At 55.1% G+C, this 17,485-nt stretch carries 13 protein-coding genes; 8 read left to right on the top strand and 5 right to left on the bottom strand.

Going from position 1 to position 17,485, the window contains the following annotated elements:
- Positions 1 to 17 precede the first annotated feature (17 nt).
- The 3 genes from B3M32_RS01730 (at position 18) to B3M32_RS01720 (ending at position 2,618) form a co-directional block, all read left to right on the top strand.
- Positions 18 to 1,421 carry a TrkH family potassium uptake protein gene (locus tag B3M32_RS01730; RefSeq protein ID WP_290742963.1) on the top strand — a complete coding sequence of 468 codons (1,404 nt, stop codon included), beginning with the start codon at positions 18 to 20 and terminating at the stop codon, positions 1,419 to 1,421.
- Between the two features lie 63 nt (positions 1,422 to 1,484).
- A complete protein-coding gene (locus B3M32_RS01725; protein WP_088638658.1) occupies positions 1,485 to 2,141 on the top strand; it encodes a potassium channel family protein in 657 nt (218 codons plus the stop codon).
- 21 nt (positions 2,142 to 2,162) lie between these two features.
- Entirely contained in the window at positions 2,163 to 2,618 is a 456-nt protein-coding gene (locus tag B3M32_RS01720) for a Fur family transcriptional regulator (protein WP_290742958.1), read from the top strand.
- 107 nt (positions 2,619 to 2,725) lie between these two features.
- Here the strand turns inward: B3M32_RS01720 and B3M32_RS01715 are convergent, their stop codons facing one another.
- On the bottom strand, positions 2,726 to 3,304 hold the full coding sequence (locus B3M32_RS01715) for a hypothetical protein (protein ID WP_414655164.1): 579 nt from the start codon (positions 3,302 to 3,304) through the stop codon (positions 2,726 to 2,728).
- A 90-nt stretch (positions 3,305 to 3,394) separates the two neighbouring features.
- On the opposite strand from B3M32_RS01715, the gene aroC reads away from it, so the two are divergent.
- The 3 genes from aroC to B3M32_RS01700 all read left to right on the top strand — a co-directional run bounded on the left by aroC (position 3,395) and on the right by B3M32_RS01700 (position 6,922).
- Positions 3,395 to 4,483 carry a chorismate synthase gene (aroC, locus tag B3M32_RS01710; protein WP_290742952.1) on the top strand — a complete coding sequence of 363 codons (1,089 nt, stop codon included), beginning with the start codon at positions 3,395 to 3,397 and terminating at the stop codon, positions 4,481 to 4,483.
- 31 nt (positions 4,484 to 4,514) lie between these two features.
- Positions 4,515 to 5,375: a tetraacyldisaccharide 4'-kinase gene (locus B3M32_RS01705; protein WP_290742949.1), complete on the top strand. Its 861-nt coding sequence runs from the start codon at positions 4,515 to 4,517 to the stop codon at positions 5,373 to 5,375.
- A gap of 68 nt (positions 5,376 to 5,443) precedes the next feature.
- Positions 5,444 to 6,922, top strand: a complete 1,479-nt coding sequence (locus B3M32_RS01700; protein WP_290742946.1) for a hypothetical protein — start codon at positions 5,444 to 5,446, stop codon at positions 6,920 to 6,922.
- Between the two features lie 4 nt (positions 6,923 to 6,926).
- Here B3M32_RS01700 and B3M32_RS01695 read toward each other — a convergent pair whose 3' ends face one another.
- The gene (locus B3M32_RS01695; protein WP_290742942.1) at positions 6,927 to 7,310 is read right to left on the bottom strand and encodes a co-chaperone GroES; all 384 of its coding nucleotides are present in this window, start codon (positions 7,308 to 7,310) and stop codon (positions 6,927 to 6,929) included.
- A gap of 31 nt (positions 7,311 to 7,341) precedes the next feature.
- Between B3M32_RS01695 and B3M32_RS01690 the strand changes: the two genes are divergently transcribed.
- Positions 7,342 to 8,274, top strand: coding sequence for a hypothetical protein (locus B3M32_RS01690; protein WP_290742939.1), 933 nt, complete (start codon positions 7,342 to 7,344; stop codon positions 8,272 to 8,274).
- Between the two features lie 141 nt (positions 8,275 to 8,415).
- On the opposite strand, the gene B3M32_RS01685 is transcribed toward B3M32_RS01690, so the two are convergent.
- The gene (locus tag B3M32_RS01685; RefSeq protein WP_290742936.1) at positions 8,416 to 9,693 is read right to left on the bottom strand and encodes an O-acetylhomoserine aminocarboxypropyltransferase/cysteine synthase family protein; all 1,278 of its coding nucleotides are present in this window, start codon (positions 9,691 to 9,693) and stop codon (positions 8,416 to 8,418) included.
- A 198-nt stretch (positions 9,694 to 9,891) separates the two neighbouring features.
- On the bottom strand, positions 9,892 to 11,211 hold the full coding sequence (locus B3M32_RS01680) for an alpha/beta hydrolase (RefSeq protein WP_290742933.1): 1,320 nt from the start codon (positions 11,209 to 11,211) through the stop codon (positions 9,892 to 9,894).
- Between the two features lie 64 nt (positions 11,212 to 11,275).
- Here B3M32_RS01680 and B3M32_RS01675 point away from each other — a divergent pair, with 64 nt between their 5' ends.
- Positions 11,276 to 13,168, top strand: a complete 1,893-nt coding sequence (locus tag B3M32_RS01675; protein WP_290742930.1) for an ABC-F family ATP-binding cassette domain-containing protein — start codon at positions 11,276 to 11,278, stop codon at positions 13,166 to 13,168.
- On the opposite strand, the gene B3M32_RS01670 is transcribed toward B3M32_RS01675, so the two are convergent.
- Positions 13,161 to 17,330 carry a fibro-slime domain-containing protein gene (locus tag B3M32_RS01670; RefSeq protein WP_290742927.1) on the bottom strand — a complete coding sequence of 1,390 codons (4,170 nt, stop codon included), beginning with the start codon at positions 17,328 to 17,330 and terminating at the stop codon, positions 13,161 to 13,163. The genes B3M32_RS01675 and B3M32_RS01670 overlap by 8 nt on opposite strands.
- Positions 17,331 to 17,485: the final 155 nt, after the last annotated feature.

Here is a 17,485-nt window from a genome sequence, read left to right as displayed (position 1 = left end):
ATGCTATATTTCGCTCTATGCTACGTTCAAAGTACCAGGCATTCACGGATACGACTTCCGAGAACGTCTTCAAGGCCAAGAAACAGGCGAACCCCCTCACGCTGGTCGTGCTGGGCTACCTGATGATTATAACGGTCGGAGCCGTACTTCTCCGTTTGCCCGTCTCTACTCGCGAACCCATCGACTTCTTGCAGGCTCTCTTTACGGCGACTTCCGCCGTATGCGTCACGGGACTTTCCGTCATCGACATCAGCACCACGTTCACCGGATTCGGCAACTGGGTCCTCGTCGTCCTGATGCAGCTGGGCGGCCTCGGTATCATGACCGTATCTACGGTGCTCATCTTGCTTGCCGGCATGCACCCCGGATTCAACCACCAGTCCGTACTGCTCTCGAATTTTACGCAGGAGGGCAACGTCGACGCGAAGAGAATCCTCATGGCGGTGCTCCCCTTCACGTTCATCCTCGAAGCTATCGGCGGGGTCGTCTACTTCACGCAGTTCAGCGGGATGGAGATGTACGACCGCATATTCTGTTCCCTGTTCCAGGCGGTCAGCTCGTTCTGTAACGTCGGGTTCACGCTGTTCCCCGACTCGCTCGTACAGTTCCAGCTGAACCCCGTCATGAACGTCACCACCTGCATCCTCGCGCTCGCGGGCGGATTCGGCTTCCTCGCCATCACGGAACTGCAGTACGCCTTCGACTTCAAGCGTCGCAAGTTCCGCAAGATTTCATTGCACACCCGCATCGCGACGTTCTGCACGCTCATCATCGTCGTCGCAAGCATAATCGCCTTCATGCTCACCGAATGGGGCAACAGCCTCAACGGACTCTCTTTCTTCGACAAACTCCAGACCACGTTCTTCATGGCCTTCACGAGCCGTACCGCCGGACTCAACACGGTGGACACCCCGGCCCTCTGCGCCTCCTCGCTGTTCTTCTTTATCATCATCATGTTCATCGGGGCCAACCCCGGTAGCTGCGGCGGCGGCATCAAGGTCACCACGGCGGCTGTCATCGGGTTGCTCGGCTTCAACCGCCTGCTCGGCCGCGAAAAGACCCAGGTGCTGGGCCGCACCATTCCCGAAACAACGGTCGACAAGGCCGTGCGAATCTTCGTGGTGGCCATCGTGGTCATCGCTCTTGCGACCATGGTTCTGCTCTGCACCGAAATCCCCGCCGGAATCGGATTCAACGAAAACGGGACCCCCTTCCTCAAGGTTCTGTTCGAGGTGGTGAGCGCCTACAGTACCTGCGGGCTTTCCATGGGTCTCACGGGCGAGCTCAGCACGGTCGGCAAGATAGTCATATGCTGCGTCATGTTTATCGGACGTATGGGGCCGCTCTTCCTCATCTCGGCAGTGGCCGGTCAGGTCAAGAACACCACCTGGTTTGCCGAAGAAGACATCATGGTGGGCTAATCATCAATTGATAATTGATAATTGATAATTGATAATTAGGGATTGATTACTAAATTATAGCCCATGGCATCTAAGCAGTACATCATTATCGGTCTCGGCAACTCTGCCATCTTCCTCGCCCGTCACCTGACGAGCCTCGGGCACGACGTGCTCGTGGTGGACAACCATCCCGAAAAAGTGCAGGACATCTCCAGCACCGTATCGCAGGCCATGGTCGCCGACTCCACCCGCAAGAAGCAGCTCGCGAGCATCCCGCTCCAGAAGGCGGACTCCGTGATTGTCTGCATTGGCGAGAACCTGGAGGCAAGCCTCCTCACCGTGCTGAACCTCAAGGAACTCGGTGTCAAGCACATCATCGCGAAGTCCAGTAGCGCCGCCCACTCGAGCATCCTCGAAAAGCTCGGCGTCTCGGACATCTTCCACCCGGAACGCGACAGCGCCATTGCACTTGCCGAACGCCTGAACCGCCCGAACATGCTCGACTTCTTGCCGTTCATGGAAGGCTTCAGCATCGTGGAAGTGGTGTGCCCCGAAGAATTCATCGGGAAGACGCTGAAGGACCTGAACATCACCCACAAGTACGGGGTACAGGTCATCGCCATCCGCGACCCGCAGGAACCGACCCCCAAGATCGGTAACCTGGCCGACATCGTGCTCCAGGAAGACGACGTACTGTTCCTTATCGGCCCGAACAACGCCCTCGACAAGTTCAAGAGCTAATTGTAATTATTACAATTTACCTTGAGAAGCAGACCTGCCGAAGTTAGCCGCACCCCGTTTTTCAAGATGATATCGAGCGCAGTAATCCTACAGAATCACCATATAAGGCCTTCCGCTCAAAGGCTGGTGATTTTCGACTACCTGAGGGAAAACAAGGTCCACCCCTCGGTCGACTCCATATACCAGGCGCTGTTGCCTGAACACCCGGGACTTTCACGAACGACCGTCTACAATACGCTGGAGCTCCTGGCAAAGTGCGGCCTTGTCGTACCGCTCGATTTTGGCGAAGGCTATCTCCGTTACGATGGGGAAACCATACCGCACAGCCACTTCCAGTGCGAACGGTGCGGCGCGGTCATCGACATCATGGAATCCCCGGCGGAATGCGAAAAAATGCTCCCCCGCGGGAGCTCCCTTTCTAGCGCGTCCCTTTACCTGCGCGGCCGTTGCCCGAAGTGCAACTCCGCCAAGCCCTAGCGACATTCATACAAACTAATTTGCGTGACGTAGGTCACACCGGCACTGGCGGTCCGGTCTCTTAACTTGTTTTCTGACTTGGACTTAGGTGTCCGGTCCGGTCTGACCTAGAACACCGGTTCGGCCGAAGTTTTTTCCTTGGCCTTCTTTGTCGGGGCGGCTTCCTTGGCAAGCGTGCGATGCTCGACGACGCCAACGGCGAAATACCTTTCACCCTGCTTGATAACGGAAGTCGCGGCATTCAGGAGCTTCACGCCGTACCATTCCTGGTAGATGTTGCGGCCCGAATGGAGCGTATGTTCCTTGATCGTGGGGTCTGCGGAAGGCTTGCCGTACTTGAGCGTAAACTGCTCCGACATGTATTCCACTGCCTCGAAAGCCTTGCCCTTGCGGGCTTCTTCCACACGGCCCGTGCGGATTTCGAAGGCATAGAACTTCTCGTTCTTGTTAAAAATAAAGTCTACCTGGACAGGGAGGTCGCCGAACTTGAACACCGGCACCTGGGTATGACCGCCCTGGTCATAGGTGTCGTAGCCCATTTTCATAAGTTCCTCGACGACTGTTTCACGAGATACGCCAAAAGGAATGCCGGCAAATTCCAACTCAGTATGGCGCTGCGCAAACACTTCCATAGAAAGTGCGAGCACGACGAGCGCAATTATGGATCCTAATCTTGGCACAATCATCTCCTAAAAACCAATGTAAAAGATAATAAACTTTTGGCGTTTTAAACAAGGATAATTAGGATTTTTGCAGTCTTTATCTATATTTTGGGCATGGCAAGCACTTTTGGTAAGCTTTTTTCCGTCACAACGTGGGGCGAATCACATGGACCCGCCGTCGGGGCCGTCCTGGACGGCTGCCCAGCCGGACTCCCCCTTTGCGAGGAAGATATCCAGAAATTCCTGGACCGTAGGCGTCCCGGGCAAGGCAAAACGACCACCGCCCGCGACGAAAAGGACAAGGTGAGGATCCTGAGCGGCGTTTTCGAAGGAAAAACCACGGGAACGCCCATTTCCTTCGTCGTGTTCAACGAGGACCAGCATAGCAACGACTATGCCGACATCGCCAAATGGTACCGTCCGGGACATGCCGACCTCTGCTACGACCAGAAGTACGGTTTCCGCGACTATCGCGGCGGCGGACGGAGCTCCGCACGCGAGACGATAGGCCGCGTAGCCGCGGGAGCGGTCGCGCAGCTGCTCCTGAAGCAGCTCGCAGGGACCGAGTTCATCGCCTGGGTGGACTCCATCGGCGAAATCGAATGCCCGGCAGTGGAAGCCGACAAGATTAGCCGCGAAGCCATCGAGGCTTCGCCGGTACGCTGCCCCGACACGGCGGCAAGCGCCCAGATGGAAGCCGCCGTGCTTGCGGCAAAGAGCGCCGGAGACAGCATCGGCGGAACGGTCCGCCTTGTCGTGAAAAACGTTCCCGCGACGCTCGGCGAACCCGTGTTCGACCGCCTCGACGCCCTGCTCGCCCAAGCAATGCTCAGCATCCCGGCCTGCAAGGGATTCGAAGTCGGGAGCGGTTTTGCCGGGACGCGCATGCACGGCAGCAAACACAACGACGAAATTTTCTTTGACGGCAAGGCCTACCATACCCGCACGAACAACGCCGGCGGTATCGTAGGCGGCATCAGCAATGGCGAAAACATCCTTTGCCGCATGGCGTTCAAGCCGACGGCAACGATTTCGCAAAGGCAGAAAACGGCAAGCCGCGATGGCGAAAACGGCGAACTCGCCGCCAAGGGTCGCCACGACCCTTGCGTTGCCGTCCGCGCGCCCGTAATTGTCGAAAGCATGGCGGCACTCGTACTCGCCGACCTGTACCTGCAGCAGTTGCGGAACAAAATCATTCTTTAGTCTCGGATTTTTCCCCGAGCTGTCCAAGACAATGCTCCGCTTTTTGCTGCTGTTCCTCGCGCAATGCTATCGAATAGCCTACCGGTTGCATCATCGACTATTCCTGCGGCCAGGAGTACCGCTTGAATACGCAACTTTATACGTAATTGGAAGCTTCAGGATCGGCGGAGCGGGCAAAACACCCTTCTGCGCCTGGCTCGCTCAGAAGCTCGACGAAGGCTCGTTCGGCAAACCGGGACAGCACGTCGCCATCCTTTGCCACAGCAAGGCAAAGGACGAAGCCGAGATGCTCCGCCGCAAACTGGCAGGCGCCCCGCAAGTAAAAGTCTTTACTACAGGCAACCGATACCGGACCGCACACGAGCTGGACCGCGATTTCGATATAATCCTGTGCGACGACGGCTTCGAAGATTCCAGGCTCACGGGCGCCACCGTCATCCGCCTAGACCGCGGCGACCTCCCCCGCCATATCCGCGACCTCGTGCCCGCAGGCTTGAACCGCAGCCTGGAACAGGATCACGACAAGCCGGCGCTGATACTGGAAGAACCAGACATCCTGTTCCGCATCGACAGCGTTCGCAATTCCGACGGAGAAGCCTGTCCGGAAAATCCCGACTATTCCCTGTGCGGCATCGGCTCCCCGGAAAGGTTTGTCAGGGATCTCGCCACCCGGGGAATCAAGCCTGTCCGGCACATCGCGATGCCCGACCACAGCCCCTATTTGGGACAACGTTTGTCCAAACTGCTGTGTCAAGGCAGTACCGTCGTCATCACCGAAAAAGATTCCGCGAGGCTCGCGGCGCAGACTCTCAAGAACCGGCAAGTCTACATCGCCTATCAAGAAACGGTCGTCTCGGCAAGCGCGCAGAGAGCCATTTCGGCCCTTTTTTAAACGCAAGGCCGTTCTCGCCAAGCAAATCATGTTATTTTTTTTGATAACGGAATGAAGAAGGATTGAAAATGACACTCACAAAAAGAATCTCCGAGCTCATGCAGGCGATTACCGCAAGCATACCGGAACGCGAATTCTGCATCCAGCTGGGCTTTCTCACGACACTCGTCGGCGAACCATTCTATCTCTACGGACGTTCCGGTTCCGGAAAGTCCCTCGTCATTGACCGCATCACCGCGGCATTCAAGAACGTCAAGATTCTCAAGCTCGGCAAGCGCGAGCAGGAACTGCCGAAGGCTCTCGAGACATACAACCTGATTATTTTCCAAAGTTTCAACCCGTTCGAAGAAAAATCCAAATCGAACGTCCACATCGCCCTCGAGGACCGTCAAAAGGCATCGCTCATCATCTCGGGCGACATCCGTCCCGAAGTCGCGTTGAACCGCACCGAGATTACCGACAAGATTACGCTCATCGTCGCCCTCCCCGACAGCATCTCCTCGGATGCGCTCTGCAAGCTGCTCATGACCCAGGGCGACACCACCAGCGTTCACGTATCCGCCGGACTAACCGTCTCTGCCGACGAAGTGACCCAGTGGAACGAAGAAATCAAGAAGGTCGCCCTCTCCGAAGATACACTCTACATCATCGGCGAAATCGCAAAGACTTGCGACGAGAACAACATCTATGTCCCTATCCGCAAGTGGATCGCGCTCACGAACATCATCAAGGCCGCCGCGTTCTTCAACGGACGCTCCGAGACCCGCATTACCGACACGTTCTTCCTCGGGACTCCCATCTGGGGTCGTACCATGTCGAACACGACCATCATCGACAACTACAAGAATATCGTCCGCGACAGGATTCTCAAGGAAATCCCCGATATCATCAAGAATCCTTACGATGCCGACGACCTGCTCGCCCGAGTAAAGCACATCCTGTTTACCAGCAACAACCTGTACGAAACCAAGATGTTCAACAACGAGCCCTGCGTTTTGTACAAAATAAATATCGCCGGCGAACCCGCACCTCTGTATGTCCCGCTCCGCTATGTCGAAAGTGACGGCGATTTCAACCCGTTGAACGAACTCAAGCAAGAAGAGAAGCGCGTCCGTTGCAATTACCACGGAACGTCCAGCTGCACCATTTCCATCGATTCCGCCGTCAAGAGCATCGGCCTACGCAACACGTACGCACGCGGACTCCAGAATTCGCAGACCAAGCCGCAAGGCAAATTCGAAGACTTCGGAACGCTCCCCACGTACATCCTCATGGAAAACTCTCCCGAGGTCATTGAACAGAAGAAGAAACTGCTGGCAGAAATCCGCGTAGAAATCCAGGCCGCGGCAGAACACGAGACAAAGAACCTCCAGATTCTCCGCAACGTGTTCAACGACATCAAGGCATCGAAGGACGACCTTTTCTGTCACAAGGAATTCTTCAAGAAATCCCAGGAACAGGTCACCGATCTCTTCGAATCGACCAAGACTATCATCAACAAGATCAAAGAGGCCCACGAGCTCATCGCGAACCAGAAGACGTTCTAGCCTGTTACAGGCCGTCTACACTGTCGGGAATCTCGTTACGCATCACGAGTAGAATCGCATTCTGCCCGACGATTACGTATTGCTCCCCGTTTATTTCCAGCTCGGTGCCGTTGGCATGGAGGTACAGGGCCTCGTCGCCTTCGTGCACCTGCAGCGGGACGTAGTTCACCTGGTTTCCGCCATCCTCGCGGAACATGGCGTCCGGATCCTGAGTGACGGGCACCGGGTAGCCGGGGCCGACGCGCATCACGATTCCCGTATGCACCGCATTCCTTTCCTTTACGCTGGGCGGCAAGAAAAGCCCGCTATCGGTCTTGTTCGATGCTTCAAGCGGTTTAATCAGCACGCGATCGCCTATTACCACAACATTTTTCAACGGATCCATCATACGGTACAAAAATAGAATTTATATTGAAATCGTGGTCTTCCATATCCTCATATCGCTATGGCTCGCGATTATCCTATTCCTCGCCATTTTCCTCGGGCGGACCCCGAAGGGAAGGGGATGGCTCAGGATTCTCTGGCGGAGCGCCAAAGTCCGCAAGGCGCTCGTCGTCGTCATTTTAACCATAGCCACCATTATCGTCGTCTATGCGCTGCTCCCGTCGCACGAGGACCAGGAAATCGATTCCAGGCCGATCTTCGAAGGCTATGCGCAATCGCTTATACTCTCGTTGCAGGAACAGGGCGCCTTCATCATGGATTCCACTTGCGACCTGTACGCTCCCCAGCCGGAACTCGCCTACGTGCTCCCGACAATTCTCGGCGTCTACAACGACATCGTAAAGAATCCTACCAAGCCACGCCTTTCGCAAATAGACGACATTATCGTCATCTATTTCGACGGCTACAAGCAGTTCAAGAACCGCAGCATCAATATCGTCAAGGGCATACAGAAGAAACTCGGTCCGCGTTATGTTGTCCAGATTATCAACGGGAATTCCAGCCACGAACTCAAGGTGGCATACCGCGGCAAGCTCTGGGACAATGAACAGCTCTGCGGCCTACCCGCGATGGAAGCGAGCATCCGCGAAGGAATCGATCCCGCACTCCTGATGTCCATCATTCGGCATACGTCTTCTTTCGACTTCAATTACGAAGGCAGCAACCACGAAAAGGGACTGCTCGCAATCGAATCCGGCTACGGGCTGGAACAGATTTTCGCCGGAGCCCATCAGCTCAAGGTCGCGCTCGACAGCGTCCAGAATACAGAAGACGCCATCGCCGCATTCTACCCGTTACGCGACATGCAGGGGCTGAACAGCGAATGGCGCAAGAACCCGTCAAGGAGCCGCTGGGTAGAAGAAGTCCTCGCCGACATTCCCTTCTACAGGAACAACGGGCTGAAATAAGAATACCGCGCACAAAAAAAAGCGACAAGCCGAGAGTCGCGTGCAAGCTAGCTTGCACATGACCGAGGCGCAATGTTTAGAATCTGCGAAGCAGATAAAAAAAGCGACCTCGCGGTCGCCTTTTTAAATGTACGTCGACAATTACACCTTGTCGAGAGCCTGAGTCAGGTCGGCGATGATGTCTTCGACGTTCTCAATACCCACGCTGAAGCGGATCAAGTCAGGCGCGACGCCTGCTTCGATGAGCTGTTCGTCGCTGAGCTGACGGTGCGTGTGGCTTGCCGGATGCAGCACGCAGCTGCGGGCGTCGGCCACGTGGGTCACGATGCAAATCATCTTGAGGTTGTCCATGAACTGGATGCTCTTTTCACGGCCACCCTTGATGCCGAACGTGAGCACGCCGCAGGGGAGCCCGCCCTTGAACTGCTTCTTGGCAAGTTCGTGGTACTTGTTGCCCTCGAGGCCCGCGTAATCGACCCAGGCCACCTTCGGGTGGTTCTGTAGGAACTTCGCGCAGGCGAGAGCGTTTTCGCAGTGGCGCGGCATGCGCAGGTGAAGCGTTTCGAGGCCAACGTTCAGGAGGAACGCATTCTGCGGAGCCTGGATGCTGCCGAGGTCGCGCATGAGCTGGGCCGTAGCCTTCGTGATGAAGGCGCCCTTGCCGAAAGCCTTCGTGTAGGCAAGGCCGTGGTAGCTCGGATCCGGTTCGGTGAGGCCCTTGAACTTGTCGTGATGGGCTTCCCAGTCGAAGTTTCCGCTATCCACGATGCAGCCACCCACGGCCATCGCGTGACCGTCCATGTACTTGGTGGTGGAATGCGTCACGATGTCCACGCCGAAATCAATCGGGCGGCAAAGAATCGGAGTCGGGAACGTGTTGTCCACAATCATCGGCACGCCGTGCTTGTGGGCGATGTCGGCGAAGCGCTTGAGGTCGAGAATCTTGCCGGCAGGGTTTGCCACAGTCTCGCCGAAGAAGCACTTGGTGTTCGGGCGGAAGGCCTTTTCGATTTCTTCGTCGCTCGCATCCTGGTCCACGAACGTGCATTCGATGCCGAGCTTCTTCATGGTAACGCTGAAGAGGTTGCTCGTACCGCCGTAGATGGCGCTGGTGCTAATGAAGTGGTCGCCCGCCTCGCAGATGTTGAACACGGCGAAGAAGTTCGCCGCCTGACCGGAACTCGTGAGCATCGCAGCGACACCGCCTTCCATGGCCGCAATCTTGGATGCCACGGCATCGTTGGTCGGGTTCTGCAAGCGCGTGTAGAAGTAGCCGCTGGCCTTCAGGTCGAACAGGTCGGCCATCGCGTTGCTGGACTCGTACTTGAAAGTGGTGCTCTGGTAAATGGGGAGGACGCGCGGTTCGCCGTTTTTCGGCTGCCAGCCGCCCTGTACGCACAAAGTTTCGATCTTGGACATTTTTGCCTCTTGTTTGTTATAGCCTTAAAATATAGATAGTGAGGTATGTTAGACGAAAGACGATAGACGAAAGACGAAAGATAATTCGCCACAGGCCGTCGCCACAATCGCAAAACATTCCTATCCGTTCGATAGGCAAATATAGAAAAAGACTATATCTTGTCAATGCATTTATGCAAATATTCGCATAAATGTAGATTACGGACGTCCTAGAACGCCGTCGACAAAGCGGAACATACGCCCGTAGGCGTCGTCGCGGACCTCGCGTTTAGAAAGCAAGACATCGTGCAGGGCCCCCTCGAGAGTTTCCAGCGTCACGTTGCCGCCGAGCCCCGGAGCGAATTCCCCGATGTGCTCCACGTCCAGCACGCCGTCACAACGCATGTAGTCTTCCACCCATTCGTCTTCGTCGACACTGCATCCGCTGCGCATCACCAAGACAGGCGAATTTATATGCAATCCTTTCTGGAGCTTCCGCTGTCCCTTGTGAATCGCACGCACCCACCCGATATACTGTTTCGGGCGGAGCGGCGTCTTGTATTCCGTATTGTATTCCCATTCGCCATAATCACCGCGATGCAGCGATTTTGCGTAATTGTCGTTACCCGTAGCAGGGAGCGCGGCGTCGGGGAAATAAATAGCCAGTTCCGAAAGCAACGGAGCCACCGCCTTGCGCATGATCCAGTTGAAATTCATCTCGACAAAGGGGCTGTTCAATACGACAGCCGCAAAATTTTCTCCTTGGCGTGAATCCGCATACAGCGACATGATCAGCCCGCCCTGCGAATGCCCTTCCAGCACGTACGGGAGCGCAAGCGCGCGGTTCACTGCATCGAGAAGCGACTGCTGCGCCAAAGAATCCGGCACGCCATCGCCTATGCTGTCACGCATCCGCGCGATAGCCATCTTCTCTACGCGTTCCTTGACCACCTGGCGGCTAAGTGCCACGGCAAAATCCAGTTCCCGGAAGAACTCCCTTATGTTCCGCATATCGCAGCGCGGGTCGCCTTCCCTCAAGGAACGTCCGGCGTTATGGATATCGATCGCAAAGAAGGCAAAGCCGGCCGAGTCGGCCTTCTCCGCCATCTCCTTGTGGAAGAAATAATCGTTGAACCCGTGAAGGTACAGCATAATACCGCGAGGGAACTTCTCTTCTTTTACAACCGGCACCACATTAGCGCTATCGGCACCTTCTGCGACCCGCACGGAATCCGTCGCAGTCTTTACGGCACGCGGGGATTCCCCGAACGGGTATTCCACAAGCGTCGCATGATAGCTGTTCCCGTCCGGATACGCGACATCTATGGGATATACCTTGTAAGGTTCGCCCAGCTCCTTGTCCGTCTTCACCGCCAGCATGGATTTCCATAAGGCCTCGTCGCTGAACACTACCCGGGAACCATCGTCCAGGGCGCTTTCTTCTGAGCTTTTCTCGCAGGAATACCAGATTTCAACCGCCGAGGCAGCAATCAAAACCAGCACGCATATACCTATCCAGAGACGTTTTCCACTTATCACGGGCGTAATATCCTTTTTGTATAAAATCATTCCAAAAGTTATAAAAAATTCTAAATTTGTCCACGTGATCCAGGTACAGAACGTTTCTAAATCCTTTGGCGAACAAGTGTTGCTCGACGGAGCCAGCATGCTCGTTGGCGACCACGAACGTGTCGGACTGGTGGGCCGCAATGGCTGCGGCAAGTCCACGCTCTTCAAGATGATCCTGGGCCAGGAATGTATTGACGGCGGAAGCATCGACATTCCCAAGAACTATACGATCGGCTATCTGCAGCAGCACATAAACTTTACGCACGCCACGGTACACGAAGAAGCCTGCAGCGTACTCAAGGTAAACGAAGACGGATGGATTGAAGAACACAAGGTCGAAGCCATCCTTTTCGGTCTCGGATTCGACGAAGAATCCATGCACAAAAGCCCCATGCTCCTTTCGGGCGGTTTCCAGATCCGCCTGAACCTCGCGAAAGTACTGGCGAGCGAGCCCGACATGCTGCTGCTCGACGAACCCACGAACTACCTCGACATCGTATCCATGCGCTGGCTCAGTCGCTTCTTGCGCGCATGGAAGGGCGAAGTGCTGCTGATTACGCACGACCACCACTTTATGGACGAAGTCTGCACGCACACCGTCGGCATTCACCGCCACAAGATGCGCAAGGTAAAGGGCTCCGTCGAAAAGCTCCGCGAAACCATCGCCGAAGAAGAAGAAGTGGCGATGCGCACGCAAGAAAACGAGCAGCGCAAGAAGGAACAGCTGGAACGCGTCATTGAACGGTTCCGCTACAAGGCCGCGAAAGCCGCCATGGTGCAGTCCAAGATCAAGGCCGCGGCAAAACTTGCCAACGGCGAGCGTCTCACGCACGAAAGGAACCTGGACTTCAGCTTTACCGAGACGCCGTTCCCGGGCAAGAGAATGCTACAAATCAAGGGACTGCATTTTGCCTACCCCAACGGTCCGGAACTCATCACCGATCTCACGATGGAAGTTTTCAAGGGCGACCGCATCGCAGTCATCGGCCCGAACGGACGCGGCAAAACGACACTCCTGAACCTGATTGCCAAGGAGCTACAGCCGAGCGCAGGCGAAATCAGCTACAATCCGAACCTGCAGATAAACTATTTCGGGCAGACAAACATCAATCGACTGAATCTCGACAATACCGTCGAAGAAGAAATCGCGACCGCCATCGAAGAAGTTTCGCAGAAGAGCCGCGCCCGCGGCCTCGCGGGTCTCATGATGTTCAGCGGCGACGCCGCGTTAAAGAAGGTGAAGGTACTTTCCGGTGGCGAGCGGAGCCGCGTTCTGCTCGGAAAGATTCTCGCGAGCCCATGCAACATGCTCCTGCTCGACGAACCGACGAACCACCTGGACATGGAAAGCATCGAGAGCCTTATCGACGCTCTCGAAGATTACGAAGGCACCGCCCTCGTGGTAACCCACGACGAAGAACTCCTGCACGCCTTCGCAAACCGCCTCGTCGTCTTTGACGGCGGGACATGCCGTATATTCGAAGGCACGTATGCTGACTTCCTCGAAAAGGTAGGCTGGGCGTCCGAAAAGAAACCGGGCGGATCCAATTCCGCGAACATCAAGGTTTCGAACATCGACGTGGAAGGCGACGCATCCAATACCGGCAAGGCCTCCGCAACGGCAGCCGTACCGCGCGCCAGCATGGACCGCAAGGCCCGTGCCGACTACATCGCCGAACGTTCCAAGGTCATCAAGCCGCTTGAAAAGGAACTCGCCCGCCTTGAAGCAGATATCGCGAAAGCTGAATCGCTCGGTGGCGAACTCGAGGCGAAACTCGTCACCGCATCGGAAAGCGGCGACGGCAACGCCATCACCGCCATCGCAAAAGACATGGACGACAACAGGAAAAAAGTCGACCAGCTATACGAAGCGTGGGAAAAGACGAGCGCCGAACTCGAGGCCGCCAAGGACAAATATCCTATTTAACCCGCTTGATGCCGAGAGTGTACGTGTCGTCCTTGCTCGTAACGGCATCCTTGCCGGCAACAATCTTGTAATAGAACTTGGAGATATACGCTCCCGTCCCTACGATACGGCCGCCCTTGCTGCGCAGGTTCCATTCCAGGAATATATTCCCTGGGTTGTCGCGGCAGTTTTTCGGCAAGGACGGTTCCAGGTTGAACACGGACGAATCGTTACAGGCGATTTCGCCGCTCGCGCTGTTCACATACTGTCCCAGATTGGTAAAGTAGCTGATTTCCCACTTTATCTTCACCTTCGAAAGCATTTCATCGGACAAGACGAGTTCACCCAATTCATAACGCAACAAGTATCCCGGATAGCCTTCGCGACCCATGACATCCTTGATCGACTCGCCCATCGGTACCGATATCGGCTTTACAGGCTTCTCGTACGTCCATTCCGGCAAGGTATCCGCATAGACCCGCACAAAATTCACGACTTCCGTTTCGGCTCGCGGTTCGCCCGTGATGCGCACCCAGGCATTGTTTATATGGGAAGGATTCCCGCTCAGGTCAAAAACTCCGTTAGGCACAAGACGCACGCTGTCGCCGACAGTCGGAATCACGCCGCCTTCGGGAGCATAGAAAAGCAGTTCCATCTGCGCCTTGTTGCGCTTCTGCGTTATAGAAGAAATTACCGCCCTGGCAGACGCCTCTTCGCCCATACGCCACATCTTGAATTCAAAGAGCGATCGGGCATCCTCGTTGTTGAACTTCATCCCTTCGCTCAGCGTAAGCGTGAGCTTGCTATACGTTTCGGATTGCGGGACAATCATCGCCTTCATGAGCACCGGGCCAATCTTGTCCTGAAGGGAGGCCTTCATATCCAGCGGCACGACATCTCCCGACTCGTCGTCCACATGAGTATAGTGGTAACGGAACATGCCGTTGTATATATCGTTGTCCTTGCCCGTGAACACATGGTTGAGCAGGGAATCGGCAGTGATGACAATCATCGAATCCTGCTCAATATATTTCTGGACTTCTGCGACAGAAGAAATCTTGTGGCTCACCGAATCGCCGAACATCCAGTCGAGCGTATCGGGGACGTCTTCATCGAATATCTCGTTGTACACGACGCAGATGCTGTCACCCACACCGTCACCGTTGCGGTCGAACATCCAGCCCTTTGTCGCATACGGGACAGGAGGTTTCTTGAGATTGATGTTTTTCCACGTGAGCGTATTCCCGACCGCGTTGCCGCCGATAGTGAACGAACCGTTCACCACGTCGGCCGTACCCATCACGTAGAAATCGGCAAAGCCCGTACCGTCCGTCTCTATCGATGTCACCTGTTCGTTGTTCTTGTTGAAGAATACCAGGGAATCCGAAGTCGACAGGTTTAGCGTCACCACGTTGGAATCGAGAATCGTATTCAAGAATAGGAGCGTTATCCTTACAGGATACGTCACGAAAGCATACTCGCCCAGGGCCACATTGTCGATGACCTCGACGATATTCCCTTCCACGTCGCGTATCGGTTCATCCTGTTCGTTGACAAACGCGATTTCCGAAAGCGGATATTCCGGGACGGAGAAAATCAGTTCGCTGTACTGCGACGGATCCGACGCCAGCGCATAGCGGAGCAGGTAATTCCCCGAAGGAAGCGCGCGGGCGCGGACAATTGCACTCGTATCGATAATGAACCCGGCCATGTTCTCGTTGACGTAGATTCCGCCATAGTTCGTTCCCGGATCCAGGAGTTTTCCTTCCTTGGGCAAGAACCCGTTCCCGTCGTACAGCACGAATATCGACTGCGCAAGCGTGGTATCGATCTTGGTCGTGCTCGATACGTCGCAGCTGATGGACTCGTCTATCAGCAATTGCAAAATGTTGTATTCTATCAGGCCGTCGGTATGCGGTACCTCGCGTGGCAAGTATGTCTTTTGCGTCTGCAGGTTGATGGAAGTCCGCATCTTGAAATTCGAACCGGTCGCATTCCTTTCAGAGAAGAAAATATGGAACGGATATTCCTGACCCTCGACAAGTCCCATGGTATCGAGATCCACTGCCCCTTCTTCGGGATTATGGCAACCACCGATATCCACCACAAGCCTGTTGTTGATGAACACCCACACATCGTCATCGCCACGGAACTCGAAGTACTGTCCCCTCACGTAACGGAACTGGGCCGAAACCTTCATCGCAAAACTGTAATTGTGGTTGCAACCGCTGATGTCGTGGTCGTACTTCGGATTGCGAATAGTCTTCGCCTCGTCCAGGAATTCGAAATCGTCAATCGGGTAGAATCCCGGATGCTGCGGATCGTTACAGTCCGTCGGGTTCGTGATATCGGCAAGCCAGAAGCCCTCCTCGTCGAGCGTCAGGTCGATATCGCGACAGACGGCATTCGTGTATTCCTTTCCGTTGTTCCTCGCGACAACCTGGGGAACGAACCACTTCTCGATTTCGCGCGCAGCCGAGCACATTCCCCACGGGTACTTGGACGAATCAACGCGGGCGGGCAGGCCGTTCACCAGCGTGTCCTGCACCATCCCCTTCACGAGCCCGCCGCAAACCTTGTTGGTCGAAAGCGTTCCGGTAGAATCGAGGTAGGTAACCGTCGTATACTCGCTACCACCGTAGATGTTGCCGAAATCCACGTCGATGCTGTCATGGAACGATTCGCCGGCCCAGTCCACCACAAGCGCAGAAATCTTCATCGTGGGGCAGACACCCAGGCGTTCGGGATACGCCAAATCCAGTTTCGGCGCGCTGTTCGACACCGGATACGGATAGACCCAGACCGTATCAACGGCAGCCAGCACCTCGTCCAGGGAAATCAGCGAGTCTACAATCTTTCCTTCCTCTACGGTACCGTTGCCGCCGTAGAATTCCATACCGAAGGACTGCTTGAATACTACACCCCAGTCGTCCGTATGCTTGTAGTACGTTCCCTGGTACCAACCGCACGTATCCGGAGAAATCGGTCCCATCTTGACCGTATCGCCGCCCACAAGCATCGAGGGAGACATGTTGTCCCAGGGAGAAAGCAAGCGAACCGTTTTCGGTTCCGGCGGATAGTAAACGAAATCCTTCACGCCCATCTTGGTACTCGTATAGAACCAGACCTCGTAAACGCCCGTCGGGAAAAGGTCCTGGGCAAGCGGGCGACTTTCCTGCGCAAAGTAGGGATGCTGCGGCCATTCGTTGCTGCCGCGAAGAATCTGGAACCACGCCCACGTGGAATTCCACTGCGCAGAAGAAACCAGGGTGTCCGGGAAATCCACATGGTACCAGAACGGATATTCGCCCTCGTCACTCAGCTTGGTCGGCGTGTTCATGATGTTGTTGTCTATCGTGATAAAGAAGGAACTGTCTCGGAAGCTCGTGTTGTTGCGCCACGGATGGTAGATATGGAGCCTGCGCGTCGGATCGAAGCACTGCCCGGCGGAACCCTTCTCGAACGAAATCTCCGCATTTGCGGCAGTCCCATCGACAAATATCGTATCTTGAATCTGGAGGGCAGCGGACAAGTCGATAGTAGATTCCCTATCCGTAGGCACCGAAAGCCACGGTGCCATGTAACGATTGAAATATGCAGTCTGGATCGGATTGTTCGCCATCATCGCGGGCGTAATGGATCCGTAGAACCATCCGCACATCGAAGCGTCCCCTTCAACAAAGCGCATAAGCACGGAGTCGGCACCAAACCGCATCTGCGGGAGAGCGCGATTGCCCCACGGACTCTTGAACCAGACAATCTTGGAACCCGGAGCCATGAAGGATTTCGTATAGCTCTTGCTCGTCGTATTCGTGTAGAGCCACAGTTCCGTTTCATTACCGAAGAACGCAGCAATCTTAATCTCACCAAATTGGAGCCACGAGACACCGTTATTGTTGTTGTAGTTGTTGTCGTCCGTATTCGGGTAAAAACCGATATTGAACGTCATCCAGTCTTGGAAGTCGGCAATCGTCTTGTCCCAGGTGTACGAATACCAGCCGTCACCCTCGCTTTTCATGATTGTCGGGGAGCCTTCCCCAAAAATCGGGTTATAACCACCGCCCGCTCCGCCCAGTACATGCGGAATAAATTCGGCACGCGTGGCATCGTCGCGATAAGGCGACTGCAAGTGCACCGTCAATGTGGCATTGGCGGCAACAGCAAAAATAAGGAAAAAAATCAAACCCAAACAACGATACATTCACAAACCTCATGTACTCTAGTTGAAAATAGATTCTGAGGGGATAAAACGGTACAGGATTTTGCATCGATATATTATTAGCGTTGATAGGTTATCCACACCGCGAAAAATTGCGGGTATATAAAAAAAGCCCCCCG

Source organism: Fibrobacter sp. UBA4309 (assembly GCF_002395745.1).
In the GTDB taxonomy this organism is placed as follows: domain Bacteria; phylum Fibrobacterota; class Fibrobacteria; order Fibrobacterales; family Fibrobacteraceae; genus Fibrobacter.
The sequence above is the reverse complement of the archived record's forward strand: the minus strand, read 5'-3'. Positions and strand labels throughout refer to the sequence as shown.